This window comes from Xanthobacter sp. YC-JY1 (genome assembly GCF_021730305.1).
Lineage (GTDB): Bacteria > Pseudomonadota > Alphaproteobacteria > Rhizobiales > Xanthobacteraceae > Xanthobacter > Xanthobacter flavus.
Genome location: NZ_CP032674.1, coordinates 446,167 through 465,816, shown reverse-complemented (window position 1 = coordinate 465,816; position 19,650 = coordinate 446,167). Strand labels below are relative to the sequence as shown.

Here is a 19,650-nt window from a genome sequence, read left to right as displayed (position 1 = left end):
GTGCAATTCTCCCCGCGGCGACATTTCCGCAAGCGCTGGCGCCCGTCATTGCGCGGCCGGCCCGAGGCGCTATGTGTGGAGCGACATCCCTCAGGGAGACTTCGAATGCCCTGGTCCCTGACCATCGGCCGCCTCGGCGAGACCGCCATCCGCATCCACGTGACCTTCCTCCTGTTCCTGGTGTGGATCTGGGCGGCCTATTACCGGTCCGGCGGGTCGCAGGCGGCGTGGGAGGGTGTGCTGTTCGTGGCGCTGCTGTTCTTCTGCGTCCTGCTGCACGAGCTGGGGCACGTCTTCGCCGCCCGCCGCTACGGGGTGAAGACGCCGGACATCACGCTCTGGCCGTTCGGCGGCATCGCCAATCTGGAGCGCATCCCGGAGAAGCCCTCGCAGGAGCTGGTGGTGGCCATCGCCGGGCCGGCGGTGAACGTGGTGATCGCCGTCGCGCTGCTGGCGGTGCTGAGCTTCACCCTGGCCGACGGCGACCTCAAGGCGGAGGATCTGGCGAAGATCGAGGATCCGCGGACCTCCATGCTGGTCAAGCTCGCGGGGGCCAACATCTTCCTCGTGCTGTTCAACCTCATCCCTGCCTTCCCCATGGACGGCGGGCGGGTGTTGCGCGCGCTCCTCGCCATGAGGATGGGTTTTGCCCGCGCCACCGCCCTCGCCGCCTCCATCGGCCAGGGCCTCGCCATCGGCCTCGGGCTGCTCGGCATCTTCACCAATCCGATGCTGATGATCATCGGCGTCTTCGTCTTCCTCGCCGCCTCCGGCGAGGCCGGTCAGGTGCAGCTGAGGGAAGCCTCGCGCGGGCACATCGTGGCCGACGCCATGATCACTCATTTCGAGACGCTGGGGCCGCAATCCACCGTGGACGATGCGGCGGAGGCGCTCATCCGCTCCACCCAGAAGGAATTCCCGGTGGTGGACGGCGCCGGCCACCTGCGCGGCGTGCTCACCCGCGACGCCATGATCCGGGCTCTGAAGGAACAGGGGCCGACCACGCCCGTCATCGAGGTGATGCAGCACGACATCCCGACCGTGGAGGCCCGCTCAATGTTGGACGCGGCGCTCAAGCTCATCACCAGTGCCCAGGTCCCCGCCGTCGGCGTGCTCGACGCCCCCGGCGGCCGGCTCGTGGGCCTGCTCACGCCCGAGAATGTCGGCGAGCTGATGATGGTGCATGTGGCACGGGACGCGCGGGCCGAGAGGACGAAGGGCACAAGTATCTGATTCAGAATATCACGGCTTCACGTAGTCATCGCAGAATGCAATTCGAATGGTACACGTCACGCCCTTGGCTTCGCAACTGTTTGCGGCCGCTGTTTCCGCATCGCCCCGAAGGAACTTCTTGGACCAGTAGCCGACAGCCTTGCCCTTGTCGGGAACGGCAAGGGCGACACACTGCTTGTTGCCGGTGACGATCAGCCGGCATTCACGCGTGCCGCCCTTCTGGCACAGGTCCATGGCGATCTTTTTCGCCTCCGCTGCTGTTTTTTTGTTTTTTGCCCATCCATGCCAAAACTGGCTGTCTCTCTGACCCCAGGCGATGGCGAATTCGGCATGTGCGGGCGCTGCTCCCAAAGGCAGGGCGCAAGTCAATAATGACAGACTGAGAAGGTAGACCACATTCTTCACGGGAAACACTCCTGCGGTCAACCAACTTAACCTTTGCCACAAGATATCGCCATGGGGACGCGCAAGGCGCGTGAGAGGCCCGGCTTCGAAGGCCGGCCCCATCGCTCACCCCTACCCCAAGCCAAATGCGCCCCGCTCACACCGAGCGCATCAGGCCACCATCCACCTTCAAATTCTGGCCGGTGATGTAGCCGGCGTCTTCGGAGGCGAGGAAGGCCACCGTGGCTGCGATCTCGGCGCTGGTGCCATAGCGGCCCATGGGCACGCCGGCGCGGCGCTCGTCGGTCTGCGGCAGGCTATCGATCCAGCCGGGCAGCACGTTGTTCATGCGCACATTGTCGGCGGCATAGGTGTCGGCGAAGATCTTGGTGTAGGCGGCAAGCCCGGCGCGGAACACGGCCGAGGTGGGGAACATGGCCGCCGGCTCGAACGCCCAGGCGGTGGAGATGTTGACGATCGCCCCGCTCTTCTGCGCCACCATGACGGGGGTGACGAGCCGCACCGAGCGGATCACATTCATGAGATAGATGTCGAGGCCCTGGTGCCACTGCTCGTCGGTGATGGCGGTGATGGTGTCGCGCGGGCCGTGGCCGGCGCTGTTCACCAGCACGTCGATGCGGCCGTAGCGGGCCATCACCTGGTCCACGAACCGCGCGATGTCCTCGCTGTTCTGGTTGGAGCCGGTGACGCCGAGGCCGCCCAGCTCCGCCGCCAGCGCCTCGCCCTTGCCGGACGAGGACAGGATGGCAACCGCATAGCCGTCCGCCGCGAGACGCCGCGCGCACGCCGCGCCCATGCCCGAACCGCCCGCGGTGACGACGGCGACCTTGACCTCTGCCATGTCGAATTTCTCCATTTGGCGCATATCGCACCGATCGATCACGGGAATGGCAGAAACGTCGACGTATAGGAAGGCGCTTTCAGTTAACTCGCTGGTCTAATGCGCAAGTCTCCTCTATAGCCACGCTAGTTGCACTGCGAAGAGGAGCTGCTCGTGCGCGACCATCGGGTAAATCGCGGGCAGGATGCTGGCGTGGTCAAAGGTAAGCACATGCTGCTGGGCGTGCTCGGCGCGTGCTTCTTCCTTTCGGCCTGCGGCGAGGCGCAGAAGCCGCAGGCGCAAGAGCCGCGGCCGGTGCGCACGGTGGTTGCCACCAACCGCGCGGCGAGCGACGCCGTGAGCCTCACCGGCGTGGTGGAGGCGCAGAACGAGGCCACCTACGGCTTCCGCATTTCCGGCCGCGTCATCGACCGACTCGTGAACGTGGGCGATCGCGTCGCCCCCGGCCAGGTGCTCGCCCGCCTCGATCCGCAGGACGAGCAGAACGCCCTGCGCTCGGCGCAGGCGGCGCTCGGCGCGGCCAGTGCCAACCTCACCCAGACCCGCAACCAGTATGAACGCCAGCGCCAGCTGCTGGCCCGCGGCTTCACCCCGCGCGCCCAGTATGAGCAGGCCGAGCAGGCCTTCCTGAACGCCCGCGCGCAGGTGGACGACGCGGAAGCGCGCCTGCAGATGGCCGAGGACCGCCTCGGCTTCACCGAATTGAAGGCCGACAGCGCCGGCGTCGTCACCCAGCGCCGGGCCGAGCCCGGCGAGGTGGTGCAGGCCGGCCAGCCGGTGATCGAGGTGGCGCGCCAGGACGGCCGCGATGCGGTGTTCGACGTGCCCGCCGCCATGCTCTCCGGCCTGCCGGGCGATCCCGAAGTGACGGTGGCGCTCGCCACCGATCCCGCCATCACCGCCACCGGCCGCGTGCGCGAGGTCGCGCCGCAGGCCGATCCGGTGACACGCACCTTCCGGGTGCGCGTCGGCCTCACCAATCCGCCGGAGGCGCTGCGCCTCGGCACCACGGTGGTCGGCCGGGTGATGGTGGATCGCGGGCCGGTGGTGGAAATCCCGGCGAGCGCCCTCACCCGCCTCAATGACAAGCCCGCCGTGTGGGTGGTCGATCCCAAGACCCAGACGGTGGCGCTGCGCACCATCGAGGTGCTGCGCTTCGGCCCGGCATCCGTCAGCGTCGGCGAGGGGCTGAAGCCCTCTGAGATCGTGGTGACGGCGGGCGTGCAGGCCCTGCATCCCGGCCAGAAGGTGCGCCTGCTTGCGGCGCCGGCGGGAGCCAGCCTGTGAGCGGCGGCTTCAACCTTTCAGCCTGGGCGCTGAAACACCGCTCCGTCATCATCTACCTCATGGCCATCTCTGTGGTGGCCGGCGTGATGGCCTTCCGCAACCTCGGCCGGGCGGAAGACCCGACCTTCGTCATCAAGACCATGGTGGTGCAGGCCAACTGGCCGGGCGCCACGCTGGAAGAGACCTTCCGGCAGGTGACGGAACGGCTGGAGCGCAAGCTCCAGGAAACGCCGCAGCTGAACTTCCTGGAAAGCTACACCAAGCCCGGCGTCACCACGGTGTTCGCGCATCTGAAGGGCTCGGCCACCGCCGCCGAGGTGCCGGACATCTGGTACCACGTGAGGAAGAGCATCGCCGACATCCGCCACACCCTGCCGCAGGGCATCGTGGGGCCGTTCTTCAACGACGAGTTCGGCGACACCTTCGGCATCATCTACGGCTTCACGGCGGACGGCTTCTCCCATCGCGAGCTGCGCGACTATGTGGAGGAGGCGCGCTCCGAGCTGCTGCACGTGCCGGACGTGTCGAAGATCGAGATCCTCGGCGCGCAGGACGAGCGCATCTTCATCGAATTCTCCATGCAGGAGCTGGCGAGCCTCGGCATCGACCGGCAGGCGGTGCTCTCGGCGCTGGCGGCGCAGAACATCGTGCGCCCCTCCGGCGAGATCCAGACCGGCAAGGAGAACATCTCCGTCCGCGTTTCCGGCGCCTTCGCCTCGGAAGCAGACATCGCCAATGTGAACCTCGCGGTGAACGGCCGGCTCATCCGCCTCGCCGACATCGCCACCATCCGCCGCGGCTTCGCCGATCCGCCCCAGCCCATGTTCCGGGTGAACGGCAAGGATGCCATCGGCCTCGCGATCGCCATGCGCGACGGCGGCGACATCCTCGCCATGGGCGCCAACATCGACCGCGCCATGACGCGCATCCTCGCCAACATGCCCGTGGGCATCGACGCGACGCTGGTGGCCGACCAGGCGGTGACGGTGAAGAGCGCCATCTCCGAGTTCATGGAGAGCCTGTGGCAGGCGGTGGGCATCATCCTCGTGGTGTCGTTCATCGCGCTCGGGGTGAGGGCCGGCGCCATCGTGGCGCTCGCCATCCCGCTCACCCTCGCCATCGTGTTCGCGCTGATGCAGCTCGCGCACATCGACATGCAGCGCATCTCGCTGGGCGCCCTCATCATCGCGCTGGCACTGATGGTGGACGACGCCATGACCACGACGGACGCGACGCTGACACGCCTCGCGGCCGGCGACGACCCGCCCACCGCCGCCTCCTATGCCTTCAAGGCCTATGCGGCGGCGATGCTCGCGGGCACGCTGGTGACGGTGGCGGGCTTCGTCCCAGTGGGCTTCGCGGCCTCCTCGGCGGGCGAATACACCTTCACCTTGTTCGCGGTGGTGGCCATCGCGCTCCTCGTCTCGTGGATCGTGGCGGTGCTGTTCGCGCCGCTGCTGCAGGTGCTGATCCTGCGCGCGCCGGCGAAGGACAAGATCCCCGATCCCAATGCCCCGCCCAAGGGCGTGATGGGGATGTACCGCGCCTTCCTCATCCTCTGCCTGCGCCTGCGCTGGGTGACGCTCGCCGTCACTGCCGGCCTGTTCGTGCTGTCGGTGCTGGCGCTGCCGCTGATCCCGCGGCAGTTCTTCCCCTCCTCCGACCGGCCCGAGCTGCTGGTGGACCTCGCCTCGCCGCAGAACGCCTCCATCTACGCCTCGCAGAGCGTCGCCGAGGCGTTCGACAAGGTGCTGGCCAATGATCCGGACGTGGCCCGCTGGTCCACCTATGTGGGCCGCGGCGCCATCCGCTTCTACCTGCCCCTCGACGTGCAACTGCCCAACGACTTCTTCGCCCAGAGCGTGATCGTGGCGCAGGACGTGGCCGCCCGCGAGCGGCTGCGCGTCAAGCTGGAGAAGGTGCTCGCCACCGACTTCCCGCAGCTCGTCGCGCGCATCTCGCCGCTGGAGCTGGGGCCGCCCGTGGGCTGGCCGGTGCAGTATCGTGTCTCCGGCCCGGAGATCGAGAAGGTGCGCGCCATCGCCTTCGACCTCGCCAAGGTGATGGCCGAAAACCCGCAGGTGGAGACGGTCAACTACAACTGGATCGAGCCCGCGCGGCAGGTTTCCATCCGCGTGGACCAGGACGAGGCGCGGCTGCTCGGCCTCTCCACGGCGCAGCTCGCCGGCGTGCTCAACACCGTGCTTTCCGGCCAGCCGGTGACGCAGGTGCGCGACGACATCTACCTCGTCAACGTGGTGGCCCGCGCCACCGACGAGGAGCGTGTTTCGCTTTCCTCCCTCGCCACCCTGCAGGTGCCGCTGCCGGGCGGGCGCACCGTGCCGCTCTCGCAGATCGCCACCTTCGAATACGGGCAGGACTATCCCGCCATCTGGCGGCGCGACCGCGTGCCGACGCTCACCGTCCAGTCGGACGTGAAGCGCGGCGTGCTGCCCGAGAGCGTGGTGGAGAAGCTCGACCCGAAGATCGAGGCCCTGCGCCGCACGCTGCCGGCCGGCTACGCCATCACCACCGGCGGCACGGTGGAGGAGAGCGCCTCCTCCCTCGCCTCCGTCGTCGCGGTGGTGCCGGTGATGCTGCTGCTCATGTTCACCGTGCTGATGTTCGAGTTGAAGAGCTTCCAGCGGCTCGTCATCGTGCTGTCGGTGGCGCCGCTGGGCCTCATCGGCGTGGTGGCGGCGCTGCTCGCATCCGGCCGGCCGCTGGGCTTCGTCGCCATCCTCGGCGTGCTGGCGCTCATCGGCATGATCACCAAGAACGCGGTCATCCTCATCGGCCAGATCGAGGCGGACCGGGCGGCGGGCAAGACTGTGTGGGATGCGGTGGTCTCCGCCTCCTCCATGCGTTTCCGGCCCATCATGCTCACCGCGGTCTCCACCGTGCTCGGCATGATCCCCATCGCCCCCACCGTGTTCTGGGGGCCCATGGCCTTCGCCATAATGGGCGGGCTGCTGGTGGGCACGCTGCTCACCCTCATCTTCCTGCCGGCGCTCTATGTGGCGTGGTTCGGGCCCGACACCGGGCCGGAGCGCGTCGCGGGCGCGGGAAAGACGCAGCCGGCGTGACCGGCCTGCGGACGGCGGGCCTTCCCGCCGCCGCCAAAGAGAACAGCCGACCCGAGGATCGCCCGCCCCGCCAAACGGCGACAGGCCCGCACCAGATGCGGCCTGCTTGTGAATGAGGTCTCAGATGGAACGGGAACCGGTACTCGTCGATCTTGCCCTGCAGGGCGGCGGCTCCCACGGGGCCTTCACCTGGGGGGTGGTCGACCGGCTCCTCGACGAACGCTGGCTCGAGATCGAGGGCGTCTCCGGAACCTCGGCCGGCGCCATGAACGCCGCCGTGCTGGCGGATGGCTTCGCCGCCGGCGGCCGCGAGGGCGCCAAGCTCGCCCTTGAGAGCTACTGGACCCACGTCTCCGAGGCGGCCCGCTTCAGCCCCTTCAAGCGCTCGCCCTTCGACAAGATGCTCGGCCGCTGGTCCATGGACACCGCGCCGGGCTTCCTGATGATGGATTTCATGACGCGCATGTTCTCGCCCTACCAGTACAATCCCCTGGGCGGGAATGCGCTTGCGCCGATCCTCGAAAAGCAGATCGACTTCGAGCGGCTGCGCTCCTCCCCCATCAAGGTCTTCATCACCGCCACCAACGTGCGCACCGGCCGTCCGCGCGTGTTCCGCAACGCCGAAATCACCCCCGACGTGCTGATGGCCTCGGCCTGCCTGCCCACGCTGTTCCAGGCGGTGGAGATCGACGGCGAGGCCTATTGGGACGGCGGCTATTCCGGCAACCCGACGCTGGCGCCGCTGGTGAGCGAGCTGAAGTCCGACGACACCATCCTCGTGCCCATCAACCCGCTGGAGCGCCCCGGCACACCCAAGACCCCGGCGGAAATCCTCAACCGCCTCAACGAGGTGTCGTTCAATTCGGTGGCGATCAAGGAGCTGTACATGATGGCGCTGCTCCAGCGCCACGTGAACGAGCTTTCCGGCGACAGCGAGGCCTGCAACTGGGCGCGGATGCGCGTCCATGTGGTACGCAACCCGGTGATGAACGAGCTGGGCTTCTCCTCCAAGCTGAATGCCGAGTGGGACTTCCTCACCTGGCTGCGGGACGAGGGGCGCAAGGCCGCCGACCTCTTCCTCACCGAGCACGGCCACGACATCGGCAAGGCCTCCACCGTCAATTTCGACCAGCTGATGGCGGAGCTCTGATCCATGGGTCTCATCGGCATTCTGATCGGCCTCGCCGTCCTCATCTTCCTGGCCTTCCGCGGCTCCTCCATCCTCATCCTCGCGCCCATCGCCGGCCTGATCGCGGCGGCCTTCTCCGGCGAGCCGCTGCTGGCCAGCTGGACGCAGACCTTCATGCGCAACGCGGCGGATTTCGTCGCGCAATTCTTCCCGCTGTTCCTGCTGGGTGCGGTGTTCGGCAAGCTGATGGAGGATTCCGGCTCGGTCACCTCCATCGCCAACTACATGACGGAAAAGCTCGGCCCCAGCCGCGCCATCCTCGCGGTGGTGCTGGCCGGCGCCATCGTCACCTATGGCGGCGTGTCGCTGTTCGTCGCCTTCTTCGTGCTCGCACCCATGGGCGTCGCCTTGTTCCGCGCGGCCGGCGTGCCGCGGCGGCTGATGCCGGCGGCCATCGCGCTTGGCACCTCCACCTTCACCATGTCGGCCATGCCCGGCACGCCCTCCATCCAGAACGCCATCCCCATGCCGTTCTTCGGCACCACGCCGTTCGCGGCGCCGGGGCTCGGTATCATCGCCTCGCTCATCATGCTGGGCTTCGGCATGTGGTGGCTGAAGCGGCGGGAGAATGCGGCGCGTGCCGCCGGCGAGGGCTTCGGCTCGCTCATCGCCGCCCCGGACGAAAGCGCGGACCTCGCGGCGGACGACCCCATCGTGCGCGAGCGCGCCTCGACGGCCGGCCCGTTCGATCCCTCCGAGATCCATTCCAGCGATGAATCCCCCCGCGCGCCGCCCATCCTGCTCGCGGCGCTGCCCATCGTGGTGGTGATCGTGGTCAACCTCCTCATGTCCTTCGTGGTGCTGCCGCGCATGGACGTGAGCTTCCTCGCCGATCCCCAGTGGGGCGGCGTGACGCTCTCGGCGGTGGGCGGCGTGTGGTCGGTGATCGTGGCGCTGGCGGCGGCCATCGTCACCTGCATCATCATCAACTTCACCAGCGTGCCGGAACTGCGCGCCACCATGACGGCGGGCGCCAATGCCTCGGTGCTGCCGATCCTGTCGGTTGCGAGCCTCGTCGGCTTCGGCGCCATCGTCGCGGCGCTGCCCGCCTTCACCGACGTGCGCAACTTCGTGCTGGGCATCGAGGGCGGGCCACTGGTGTCGTTGGCGGTGGCCACCAACATCCTCGCCGCCCTCACCGGCTCGGCCTCCGGCGGCCTCACCATCGCCCTCGACGCGCTCGGGCCGACCTACATGAAGATCGCCCACGAGATCGGCATGGATCCGTCCCTCATGCACCGCGTCGCCGTCATCGGCTCCGGCACGCTGGACAGCCTGCCCCACAACGGCGCAGTGGTGACGCTGCTCTCCGTGTGCGGCGTGACCCACAAGGAAGGCTACCTCGACATCGTGATGGCCGCCGTGGTGGGTGCCCTCATCGCGCTGGCCGTGGTGATCGGGCTCGGCACGCTGGTCGGCAGCTTCTGAGCGGGAGGGGACAAAGCGATGCGCAAGGCGATCGTACGGCTGGTGACGCTGAGCCGCTGGGCCATGGTGCCGCTGTTCGCGGGGCTCTCGGTGGCGCTCGCCTTGCTCGTCGTCGCCTTCCTTCTGGAACTCGTGCGCTTCGCCATCGCCCTGCCGAGCATGAACGAGACGCACGTCATCATGGGCATCCTCACCCTCATCGACCTTGCCCTGGTGGGCGGGCTGCTGGTGGTGGTGATCGCCTCGGGCTACGAGAACTTCGTCGAGAAGATCGACCGCGCCGACACCCCCTCCTCGCCGGTCTGGATGACGCGCATCTCCTTCTCGGGGCTGAAGCTGAAGCTGTTCGCCTCGCTCATGGCCATCACCGGCATCACGCTCCTGAAGGCACTGATGCGGCTGGAGACGGACGTGAGCGAAGCCCAGGTGAGATGGCTGGTGGTCGCCAACATCATCTTCGTCGCCGCCTACGCCGTGCTGGCGCTGACCGACCGCTTCCACCCCTCCTCGCGCGAGGATTGACGGGGCGAACTCTCCCCATGGGGCGGCTCCTCCCCTGCCCTATCGTCAAGCCCCAGCCGCGGCAAAGGCGCGCGATGTCTGGACTGACGCGGCAAAATCGCTAATTTCGCGCCGCCGCCGGGCCGCATCCGCCACCCGGCAACCACCATTTCAAGCCGAACCTTATTTGCGGCAGCTCATTTCCGCGCGGGTTCGCCTGTTGATCGCCGAAGGACGTCGCGCCCCGTGACCCAAAACGCCCCCCACCTGTCCCTGTCCCGCGACAAGATCAAGGTGCTGCTCCTCGAAGGCGTCAATGACAGCGCCGTCGAGATGATGCTGGCCGCTGGCTACACCAACCTGACCCGCCTGCCCAAGGCGCTGGACGGCGAGGCGCTGAAGGAGGCGCTGAAGGGCGTCTACCTCCTCGGCATCCGCTCGCGCACCCAGATCACCGCCGACGTGCTGGAGGCGGCCGACCGTCTCATCGCCATCGGCTGCTTCAGCGTCGGCACCAACCAGGTGGACATCGACGCCACCCGCATCGCCGGCATCCCGGTGTTCAACGCCCCCTTCTCCAACACCCGCAGCGTGGCGGAGCTGGTGATCGGCGAGATCGTGATGCTGCTGCGCCGCATCCCCAACCGCTCCGCCGCCGCCCATGAGGGCCTGTGGGACAAGTCGGCCACCGACAGCCACGAGGTGCGCGGCAAGACGCTGGGCATCATCGGCTACGGCAATATCGGCTCGCAGCTCTCCAACCTCGCCGAGGCGATGGGCATGCGGGTGATCTATTACGATCACACCGACAAGCTCCGCCACGGCAACACCGAGCCGGTGGCGACCATGGCCGAGGTGCTCTCCCAGAGCGACGTGGTGAGTCTGCACGTGCCCGAGACGCCTGCCACCCACGGGCTGATCGGCCGCGCCGAGATCGCCGCCATGAAGAAGGGCGCCTATCTCATCAACAACAGCCGCGGCACGGTGGTGGACCTCGACGCCCTCGCCGACGCGCTGAAGGCCGGGCACCTGCGCGGCGCGGCGGTGGACGTGTTCCCCGTGGAGCCCAGCGCCAACGGCCAGAAGTTCGTCTCCCCGCTGCAGGGCCTGCCCAACGTGATCCTCACGCCGCATATCGGCGGCTCCACCGAGGAGGCGCAGGAGCGCATCGGTGCCGAGGTGGCCCGCAAGCTGCTCGACTACAGCGACACCGGCTCCACCATGGGCGCGGTGAACTTCCCGCAGGTGCAGCTGCCCGCGCGCCCCACCGGCACCCGCTTCATCCAGGTGCAGCGCAACCTGCCGGGCATGCTCGGCCGCCTCAACGAGGTACTGGCCCGCCACGCGGTCAACATCGCCGCGCAGTATTACGAGACCAATGCCGACATCGGCTATGTGGTGCTCGACGCGGACGCCTCCGCCGTGGACAGCCAGGCCATCCTCTCCGAGATCCGCGCCCTGGAAGGCACCATCCGGGCCCGCCTGCTCTACGAATACAAGGCCTGAGCGGCAGCCTCTGCCGATAGGGCGGAGAGACGCGGAACAGACGGCGTGGTGGGGCTCCGCCACGCCCGGCCATGAGGCCGAAGATCCCCTTTCCCGATTTCAGGCGTGGGAATACATGCGCCGGCCCGGCACCGGCAGATCGGCGCAGAGGATGGTGCCGGTCTTCGATTCCGTAATGAAGAGCGTCCGGTTGTCCGGCCCGCCAAAGGCGCAATTGGTGGTGAGATGGCCCTCCGGCGACCGGATGCGCAGCATAGGTTCGCCGAGCGCGCTGAACAGCCAGACCGAGCCGAGGCCCATGTGGCAGATGACGAGGTTGTCCTCCTCGTCGATCGCGAGACCGTCCGGCCCCCCGCCCCCTGAGAGCTGGATGAAGGTGCCAACCTTGCTCGCCGTGCCGTCGCGCATCAGCGGCACGCGCCATATGGCATTGGCCCGCGTCACGGCAAGGAAGAGCACCGTCTCGGTCTTGTTGAGCACGAGGCCGTTGGGGCTCGGGATGCCCTTCAGCACGCAGTCGAGCCGCCCGTCTGTCCGCAGGCGATAGAGGCCGCCGGACGGGTCGTGCAGGCCGGTCTGGCCCTGGTCGGTGAAATAGAGGTCGCCGTTGGCGGCGAAGATCAGGTCGTTCACGCCCTTGAAGCGCTGGAGCATCGCCCGTTCGAGATAGGGCTCCACCCGCCCGGTGGCGGGATCGAAGACCATGATGCCGTGGCGGTGGTCGGCGATGAAGCCGCGCCCGTCCTTGTGGAACTTCAGGCCGTTGGGCTCGCCGTCATATTCCGCCTCGACGCTGACCTTCCCTTGCGGCATCACCTTGATGAGCCGCCCCCACGGAATGTCCACGACCCACAGATTGCCTGCGCGATCGAAGGAGGGTCCTTCGAGGAAGGTGGTCAGCGGCACGCCGCCGAACTGGACCTCGCTCCACTCGGAGCGGCGGCCCTCGATCCTGAGGGCGTCGGGCATCACCACGAACGGGCGGGCGACGACGGCGGGCGGGGCTGCGAACATGCGTGTCCTCCTCGCGCGTCCGGCTTGGCCACACCGGCAGCCTCTCGCCTCCGCGGGCGGTCGCGCGCTTGAGCTTTGCCTTTGGTTCTACACGCCCGGAGGGCCGGCGTGTAGCCGGATGAGCGGCCGCCGCCGCGCCGCATCCGTGTTGCCCGGACACGCCAGCGCCGCCGCCGGCACCGCCGAATGCCCCTTGCCAGCGGGCCGGTTTGCCTGCGTTCATGCGGCCACGCTTGGCCGGATCGACGCTGGGCGACAGGGGGGATCGTTCATGGACTTCAGACCCGCGCAATCAGCCTTCACCCATCCCCTTGCGAGGATAGCCCTTGGCCTTGCGGCGGCCCTCGCTCTGTTGGCGCCCGTCCGTGCCGCGGAAAACCTCGACAGCTATCTGGAAGGCGTGCGCGCCAAATACGGCCTGCCGGCGCTGGCCGCCGCCGTCACCCGCTCGGGCGAGATCGTGGCGTCGGGGGCCGTGGGCAAGCGCGCCATCGGCCTCGACGTGCCAGTAACGGTGGAGGACCGCTTCCATCTCGGCTCCGACACCAAGGCCTTCACCGCCACCATCGCCGGAACGCTGGTGGAGGAGGGCAAGATCAAGTGGACGAGCACGCTTGGCGAAGTGCTGGGCGGCAAGGTGAAGGACATGGACCCGAAGCTGGCGGCGGTGACGCTGGAGCAGCTTCTCTCCCACACCAGCGGCATCCCTTCCGACACGCCGGAGATCGTCGGCATCTACTTCAACGCGGTCGGCTTCGAAATGACCCCCACCCAGCTGCGCCTCGACGCGCTGGAGCGCTGGAAGAAGCACGCCCCTGAGGTGCCCAAGACCGGCTCGCCGTTCCAGTATTCCAACCTCGGCTACACCTTCGCCGGCGCCATGCTGGAAGAAGTTTCCGGCAAGCCGTGGGAGCGCCTGGTGGAAGAGCGCATCTATGCGCCGCTCGGCCTGAAGAGCGCCGGCTTCGGCCCGCAGGCCACCTTCGGCAAGTATGACGCCCCCATCGGCCACATGCTCGACGACAAGGGCAACGCCACGCCCATGGCCTGGGGGCCGTCGGCGGATATTCCGCCCGTGGTCGGCCCGGCCGGCATCGGCCACATGTCGGTGCTGGACTTCGCCCGCTGGGGTGACTGGAACGCCGGCCAGGGCAAGCGCGGCCCGCACATCGTCTCGCCGGAGACGCTGGCCGTCATCCACAAGCCCCACGTCACCACCCCGCCGTTCAAGGACCCGCCCCCCGGCACCCCCTCCACCGGCGACTACGCCTTCGGCTGGGGCGTGGTGAAGCTCGACTGGACCAAGACGCCGGTGCTCACCCACAACGGCTCCAACAGCATGAACTTCGCCAAGATCCTGGTGGAGCCGGCGAGCGACATGTCGGTGGAGGCGGTCACCAACTATCCCGGCCAGAAGGCCGAGGCCGCCACCACCGAAGTCCTGAAGCACCTCTACGGACAGTTCGCCCCGAAGTGAGGGCATGAGGGGCGCCCCGTTCCCCGGACAAGCGACGGCGCAACCGGATCGCTGATCCGGGGTCCAGAGCAGGGCTCCCACGCAGCGTCATCGCCCGGCTTGTCCGGGCGATCCACGGTTGGGCCGTGTCGATCTTTCGGTCATAGCTCACGCGGCTCGGTGGATCGCCCGGACAAGCCGGGCGACGACAAACGGATAGGATTGTGCCGGACCCGCCGGCGCCGCATGCCTCCGGGACGCTCCCACGCCGCCCCCTACCTCCCCTTCCCCTTGATCTCTATCAACGCTCTTCAGCCGGCTAAGGCCCATGTTTTGACGCGGTTTTTCAGCCGCGGATGGCGCGCGCCTCGGCGCCGAAGGAGCACAGCATGGCCAGCACCGACGACCTCCCGCACGCGGCCGGCACCGACGCCATTCCCGCCGAGATGGAGCGCTCGCTGGCCGAGGAGCGCCAGCTGGCGGCGCAGGAGGCGGAACTGTCCGCCGTCACCGCTTTGTCGGCTTCCCTGGAAGCAGCCCAGCCGACCACGGCGGCGGGCGTGGACGACGTGAAGGCCGGCATCGCCGCCATCCTCGCCGGCGCCTCTCCCGACGACGCCGTGCGGCTGCGCAAGTCGCTCGGCATGCCCAAGCCCACCGGCCAGCCGCGCGTGACCAGCGACGAGCTTTCCGACGACTGGCGCACCGGCGGCTATCCCTTCAAGTACAAGATGCTGCGGCGGGACTACGAGCAGCAGAAGTTCATCCTCCAGACCGAGCTTCTCAAGCTCCAGTCCTGGGTGAAGGATTCCCGCCAGCGCGTCATCATCCTGTTCGAGGGGCGCGACGCCGCCGGCAAGGGCGGCGCCATCAAGCGCTTCATGGAGCACCTCAACCCTCGCGGCGCGCGGGTTGTGGCGCTGGAGAAGCCGAGCGAGGTGGAGCGCGGCCAGTGGTATTTCCAGCGCTATGTGGAGCACCTGCCCACCACCGGCGAGATCGTGATGTTCGACCGCAGCTGGTACAACCGGGCGGGCGTGGAGCGGGTGATGGGCTTCTGCACGGATGACGAATATCGCGAATTCCTGCGCCAGGCGCCGGAATTCGAGCGCAACCTCGTGCGCAGCGGCATCCACCTTATCAAGTTCTGGTTCTCGGTGAGCCAAGACGAGCAGCGCCGCCGCTTCAAGGAGCGCAAGGTGCATCCGCTGAAGCAGTGGAAGCTCTCGCCCGTCGATCTCGCCTCCCTCGACAAGTGGGACGACTACACCCGCGCCAAGGAAGCCATGTTCTTCCACACCGACACGGCGGATTCGCCCTGGACGGTCATCAAATCCGACGACAAGAAGCGCGCCCGCATCAATGCCATGCGCTACGTGCTGCATTCCCTGCCCTACAAGGACAAGGACCAGAAGCGCATCGGCCCGGTGGAGGCCCTGCTGGTGGGACGGGCCAACACCGTGCACGAGCGCGGCGAATATGTGATGGGCGGGCGCTAAGCCGCCGCAACGTCACCCCGGCGCGACGGGAAGCGCGGCCTCGCAGGTCGCGCCACGGCATGTCCCCGGTGGTGTCGGAATGACTTGTCTCGCCGGCGCCATCGACGTTATGTCCTGTTGAGGCGAAGTATTTTTCGCGCCACGACAGGGGCGTCAGCCTGAGGCATGGATAACACCGCGCGTTCCGAACGCACGAAGGCCGCCGTCATCCAGGCGGCCCTCGCCATCATCGCCCGCGACGGGGCCGGCCGCCTCACCCTCGACGCCATCGCCAAGGAGAGCGGCGTCAGCAAGGGCGGGCTGCTGCACCAGTTCCCCAACAAGCGCGCGGTGCTCGCGGCCCTGCTGGAGTATCAGGCGGACTATTACACGAGGTTCGCCCAGACCTTCATGGAGGCGCACGGCGCCGACTATGCGGAGCCGGCCCTCGCCGCGCAGATCGCCGTGTTTCGCGAGGTGGTCAAGGGCTCGAACTCCATCGCCTTCGCCATCCTCGCGGTGGCCGCGCAGGAGCCCACCTTCATGAGCCCGGTGCGCGTGCGCGACGAGGAGACCGTCGCGCTCATCCTCAAGCAGGCGAGAAACCCGGCGCGCTCCCTCAGCCGCCTGTTCTCCGCGCGCGGCCTCGCCTTGTCGGCCATGCTGGGCACCTGCCCGCTGGGCGACGCCGAGCGCGAACAGATGTTCGACTACCTGCTCGACGACCGAAACTGGCCGGCCGAGCCCGCGGCGCCCCAGGCCGCCGAAAAGCCCCGGCGCTCCCGTCGCACCCCCTCCTGATCTCGCGCAGGCGGTATCCCCACAGCGGCGCCAGCCGCAACGCCATCCTCGAGCACCGCCGCAATAGATCCCGATACCGGCCCGAAAATATTTGCGATTAAAACCGTCCAGACGGTTTGTTATCAGGCCAGTCTGAGCTAGACTGCAGGGGTGATTGCAGCCCGCTCGCCGGAGCCGCTGACCGGCATCGGACCCTCAACCGATGCGGTGGCCTCCCTGAGCAGCAAAGCTGCCCGTCCTCCGCCGGCGTGGCCGCAAACTTGGCCGGTGGGGACATGAGCTGCGGGCGGTATTGCCGCCCCCTTGCGCCGCCCGCAGCTCTCCCTCTCCCCCTGACATCGTGCGCGCCGCTGCTCGCGTTCCTTCGACCTGTACACAGAACACGCCGCCGCCCTGCCCCCGGGCGCGCGGCGCGCTCTCGTTTCAGGCTTCCGCTTTGGCACCGGGACCACGCGTCTTCCCGCGCAGGCGGCTCGCGTTTTGTCGAAATGTGGAGTAGAAATAAGATATCCACATCTCACAGATGCGGAATAGGACGGTGTCCCTGCGCCGTCCGTTGCGTCGCGTTGGGACCGAAGAGCGAAGAACCGATGAGCCTGACCCATCTCCAGCGCCTCGAGGCGGAGAGCATCCACATCATGCGCGAGGTCGTCGCCGAGGCCGAGCGCCCGGTGATGCTCTATTCGGTGGGCAAGGATTCGGCGGTGATGCTGCATCTTGCCAAGAAGGCCTTCTTTCCCTCCCCGCCGCCCTTCCCGCTGCTCCACGTGGACACCACCTGGAAGTTCCGCGCCATGTACGAGCTGCGCGATCAGGCCGCGCGCGAGGCCGGCATGGACCTTCTCGTCCACCAGAATCCGGACGCGCTGGAAAAGAGCATCAACCCGTTCGACCACGGCCCGCTCCACACCGACATGTGGAAGACGGAAGGCCTGAAGCAGGCGCTGGACAAGTGGGGCTTCGACGCGGCCTTCGGCGGCGCCCGCCGCGACGAGGAGAAGAGCCGCGCCAAGGAGCGCGTCTTCTCCTTCCGCTCGGCCAACCACCGCTGGGACCCCAAGAACCAGCGGCCGGAACTCTGGCACCTCTACAACGCCCGCAAGAACAAGGGGGAGAGCATGCGCGTCTTCCCCATCTCCAACTGGACCGAGCTGGACATCTGGCAATACATCCACCTCGAAGGCATCCGCATCGTGCCGCTCTATTTCGCCGCCCCACGCCCCACCGTGGAGCGCGACGGCCTGATCCTGATGGTGGATGACGACCGCTTCCCGCTCCGCCCCGGCGAAGAGCCGCAGATGCGCTCCGTGCGCTTCCGCACGCTGGGCTGCTACCCGCTCACCGGCGCGGTGGAGAGCACGGCCGACACCCTGCCCCAGGTGATCCAGGAAATGCTGCTCACCACCACCTCCGAGCGACAAGGCCGGGCCATCGACAAGGATGCCGGCGGCGCCGGCATGGAGAAGAAGAAGCAGGAGGGGTATTTCTGATGAGCGCGCCCCTCGATCCCGTCTACAAGACCGACGCCCTCATCGCCGAGGACATCGACAAGTATCTCGACGTGCACCAGCACAAGACCATGCTGCGCTTCATCACCTGCGGCAGCGTGGACGATGGCAAGTCCACCCTCATCGGGCGGCTGCTCTACGATTCCAAGATGATCTTCGAGGATCAGCTCGCCGCGCTGGAGGCCGATTCCAAGAAGGTCGGCACCCAGGGGCAGGAGCTGGACTTCGCGCTCCTCGTGGACGGCCTCGCCGCCGAGCGCGAGCAGGGCATCACCATCGATGTGGCCTACCGCTTCTTCGCCACCGAGAAGCGCAAGTTCATCGTCGCCGACACCCCCGGCCACGAGCAATACACGCGCAACATGGTGACGGGCGCCTCCACCGCCGACCTCGCGGTGATCCTCGTGGACGCGCGCAAGGGGGTGCTCACCCAGACCCGGCGGCACTCCTACCTCGCCCACCTCATCGGCATCCGCAACATCGTGCTCGCCGTGAACAAGATGGACCTCGTGGGCTACAACCGCGAGGTGTTCGAAAAGATCGTGGCGGACTACCGCGCGTTCGCCAGCTCCATCGGCATCACCGATTTCGTCGCCTTGCCCATCTCCGGCTTCAAGGGCGACAACATCACCACCCTCTCCCCCAACACGCCGTGGCATGCCGGCCCGACGCTGATGGAGCATCTGGAGACGGTGGAGATCGACGCCGCCCATGATGCGGCAAAGCCGTTCCGCATGGCCGTGCAGTGGGTGAACCGGCCCAATCTCGATTTCCGCGGCTTCGCCGGCCTCATCTCCACCGGCACGGTGAAACCCGGCGATGCCATCCGCGTGCTGCCCTCGGGCAAGACCAGCACGGTGTCGCGCATCGTCACGCTGGACGGCGACCTCAAGGAGGCCGTGGCCGGCCAGTCCGTCACTTTGTGCCTCGCGGACGAGATCGACTGCTCGCGCGGCGACGTGATCGCGGCGGCGGAGGCCCCGGTGCAGGCGGCCGACCAGTTCGAGGCGGTGATCGTGTGGATGGACGAGCAGCCCATGCTGCCCGGCCGCCCCTACTGGCTGAAGCTCGGCACCCAGACGGTGTCCGCCACCGTGACCGAGCCCAAGTACCAGGTGAACGTCAACAACATGGACCACCTGGCGGCGAAGACGCTGGAGCTGAACGCCATCGGTTCCTGCAACATCGCCACCGACCGGCGCATCCCGTTCGAGCCCTATGGCGAGAACCGGGAGCTGGGCGGCTTCATCCTCATCGACAAGATGACCAACGCCACCGTCGGCGCGGGCATGATCCACTTCGCGCTCAGGCGGTCGGACAACGTCCACTGGCAGGCCACCGACATCTCCCGCGAGCACCATGCGGCGCTGAAGAACCAGAAGCCGGCGGTGGTCTGGCTCACGGGTCTCTCCGGCGCTGGCAAGTCCACCATCGCCAATCTGGTGGAGAAGAAGCTCGCCCGGATGAACCGGCACACCTTCCTGCTGGACGGCGACAATGTGCGCCACGGCCTCAACAAGGACCTCGGCTTCACCGCCGCCGACCGGGTGGAGAACATCCGCCGCGTGGGCGAGGTGGCGAAGCTGATGACGGATGCCGGCCTCATCGTCATCACCGCCTTCATCAGCCCGTTCCGCGCCGAGCGCGACATGGTGCGCGGCATGATGCAGCCGGGCGAGTTCTTCGAGGTGTTCATCGACACGCCGCTGGCGGAAGCCGAGCGGCGCGACGTGAAGGGCCTCTACAAGAAGGCCCGCGCCGGCCAGCTCAAGAACTTCACCGGCATCGACAGCCCCTACGAGGCCCCCGCCGCCCCCGAACTGCGCGTGGACACCACCGCCATGGATGCGGAGGAAGCCGCCGAGGCCATCGTGCGGATGCTTGTGCCCTGAGAAGCCGGTCACTCCCTCGGCCCCG

At 67.7% G+C, this 19,650-nt stretch carries 15 protein-coding genes; 12 read left to right on the top strand and 3 right to left on the bottom strand.

What is annotated here, in order from left to right:
• The first annotated feature begins 105 nt into the window (after nt 1–105).
• A complete protein-coding gene (locus tag D7006_RS02210) occupies nt 106–1,233 on the top strand; it encodes a site-2 protease family protein (protein ID WP_229646080.1) in 1,128 nt (375 codons plus the stop codon).
• Nucleotides 1,234–1,242: 9 nt separating this feature from the next.
• On the opposite strand, the gene D7006_RS02205 is transcribed toward D7006_RS02210, so the two are convergent.
• The gene (locus D7006_RS02205) at nt 1,243–1,638 is read right to left on the bottom strand and encodes a DUF4189 domain-containing protein (protein ID WP_169124659.1); all 396 of its coding nucleotides are present in this window, start codon (nt 1,636–1,638) and stop codon (nt 1,243–1,245) included.
• Nucleotides 1,639–1,774: 136 nt separating this feature from the next.
• Nucleotides 1,775–2,479: an SDR family oxidoreductase gene (locus D7006_RS02200; RefSeq protein ID WP_237355373.1), complete on the bottom strand. Its 705-nt coding sequence runs from the start codon at nt 2,477–2,479 to the stop codon at nt 1,775–1,777.
• 192 nt (nt 2,480–2,671) lie between these two features.
• Here D7006_RS02200 and D7006_RS02195 point away from each other — a divergent pair, with 192 nt between their 5' ends.
• From D7006_RS02195 to serA, 6 genes are all read left to right on the top strand, one after another.
• Complete coding sequence (locus D7006_RS02195; protein ID WP_237355372.1) at nt 2,672–3,766, top strand: efflux RND transporter periplasmic adaptor subunit; 1,095 nt, start codon at nt 2,672–2,674, stop codon at nt 3,764–3,766.
• The gene (locus D7006_RS02190; protein ID WP_237355371.1) at nt 3,763–6,852 is read left to right on the top strand and encodes an efflux RND transporter permease subunit; all 3,090 of its coding nucleotides are present in this window, start codon (nt 3,763–3,765) and stop codon (nt 6,850–6,852) included. The genes D7006_RS02195 and D7006_RS02190 overlap by 4 nt, the downstream gene beginning before the upstream one ends.
• Nucleotides 6,853–6,976: 124 nt before the next feature.
• On the top strand, nt 6,977–8,002 hold the full coding sequence (locus D7006_RS02185; RefSeq protein WP_237355370.1) for a patatin-like phospholipase family protein: 1,026 nt from the start codon (nt 6,977–6,979) through the stop codon (nt 8,000–8,002).
• 3 nt (nt 8,003–8,005) lie between these two features.
• Entirely contained in the window at nt 8,006–9,469 is a 1,464-nt protein-coding gene (locus D7006_RS02180) for a GntP family permease (protein ID WP_237355369.1), read from the top strand.
• Between the two features lie 18 nt (nt 9,470–9,487).
• Nucleotides 9,488–9,991 (top strand): YqhA family protein, encoded by a 504-nt coding sequence (locus tag D7006_RS02175; protein ID WP_237355368.1) that lies wholly within the window; start codon nt 9,488–9,490, stop codon nt 9,989–9,991.
• Between the two features lie 225 nt (nt 9,992–10,216).
• Nucleotides 10,217–11,476 (top strand): phosphoglycerate dehydrogenase, encoded by a 1,260-nt coding sequence (gene serA / locus D7006_RS02170; protein ID WP_237355367.1) that lies wholly within the window; start codon nt 10,217–10,219, stop codon nt 11,474–11,476.
• Between the two features lie 99 nt (nt 11,477–11,575).
• Here serA and D7006_RS02165 read toward each other — a convergent pair whose 3' ends face one another.
• Nucleotides 11,576–12,490: an SMP-30/gluconolactonase/LRE family protein gene (locus tag D7006_RS02165; RefSeq protein ID WP_237355366.1), complete on the bottom strand. Its 915-nt coding sequence runs from the start codon at nt 12,488–12,490 to the stop codon at nt 11,576–11,578.
• 271 nt (nt 12,491–12,761) lie between these two features.
• Between D7006_RS02165 and D7006_RS02160 the strand changes: the two genes are divergently transcribed.
• From D7006_RS02160 to cysN, 5 genes are all read left to right on the top strand, one after another.
• Entirely contained in the window at nt 12,762–13,967 is a 1,206-nt protein-coding gene (locus D7006_RS02160) for a serine hydrolase (protein ID WP_237355365.1), read from the top strand.
• Between the two features lie 368 nt (nt 13,968–14,335).
• The gene (gene ppk2, locus D7006_RS02155) at nt 14,336–15,445 is read left to right on the top strand and encodes a polyphosphate kinase 2 (protein ID WP_229645205.1); all 1,110 of its coding nucleotides are present in this window, start codon (nt 14,336–14,338) and stop codon (nt 15,443–15,445) included.
• A gap of 165 nt (nt 15,446–15,610) precedes the next feature.
• Complete coding sequence (locus tag D7006_RS02150; protein ID WP_237355364.1) at nt 15,611–16,225, top strand: TetR/AcrR family transcriptional regulator; 615 nt, start codon at nt 15,611–15,613, stop codon at nt 16,223–16,225.
• A 590-nt stretch (nt 16,226–16,815) separates the two neighbouring features.
• Nucleotides 16,816–17,715: a sulfate adenylyltransferase subunit CysD gene (gene cysD / locus D7006_RS02145; RefSeq protein ID WP_237355363.1), complete on the top strand. Its 900-nt coding sequence runs from the start codon at nt 16,816–16,818 to the stop codon at nt 17,713–17,715.
• Entirely contained in the window at nt 17,715–19,625 is a 1,911-nt protein-coding gene (gene cysN / locus D7006_RS02140) for a sulfate adenylyltransferase subunit CysN (RefSeq protein ID WP_237355362.1), read from the top strand. Before cysD ends, cysN begins: the two co-directional genes overlap by 1 nt.
• Nucleotides 19,626–19,650: the final 25 nt, after the last annotated feature.

Coding starts and splice junctions, on each gene's coding strand:
- D7006_RS02210 (WP_229646080.1), top strand. CDS start 106: ATGCCCTGGTCCCTGACCATCGGCCGCCTCGGCGAGACCGCCATCCGC.
- D7006_RS02200 (WP_237355373.1), bottom strand. CDS start 2,479: ATGGCAGAGGTCAAGGTCGCCGTCGTCACCGCGGGCGGTTCGGGCATG.
- D7006_RS02185 (WP_237355370.1), top strand. CDS start 6,977: ATGGAACGGGAACCGGTACTCGTCGATCTTGCCCTGCAGGGCGGCGGC.
- D7006_RS02180 (WP_237355369.1), top strand. CDS start 8,006: ATGGGTCTCATCGGCATTCTGATCGGCCTCGCCGTCCTCATCTTCCTG.
- D7006_RS02175 (WP_237355368.1), top strand. CDS start 9,488: ATGCGCAAGGCGATCGTACGGCTGGTGACGCTGAGCCGCTGGGCCATG.
- D7006_RS02165 (WP_237355366.1), bottom strand. CDS start 12,490: ATGTTCGCAGCCCCGCCCGCCGTCGTCGCCCGCCCGTTCGTGGTGATG.
- D7006_RS02160 (WP_237355365.1), top strand. CDS start 12,762: ATGGACTTCAGACCCGCGCAATCAGCCTTCACCCATCCCCTTGCGAGG.
- ppk2 (WP_229645205.1), top strand. CDS start 14,336: ATGGCCAGCACCGACGACCTCCCGCACGCGGCCGGCACCGACGCCATT.
- D7006_RS02150 (WP_237355364.1), top strand. CDS start 15,611: ATGGATAACACCGCGCGTTCCGAACGCACGAAGGCCGCCGTCATCCAG.
- cysD (WP_237355363.1), top strand. CDS start 16,816: ATGAGCCTGACCCATCTCCAGCGCCTCGAGGCGGAGAGCATCCACATC.
- cysN (WP_237355362.1), top strand. CDS start 17,715: ATGAGCGCGCCCCTCGATCCCGTCTACAAGACCGACGCCCTCATCGCC.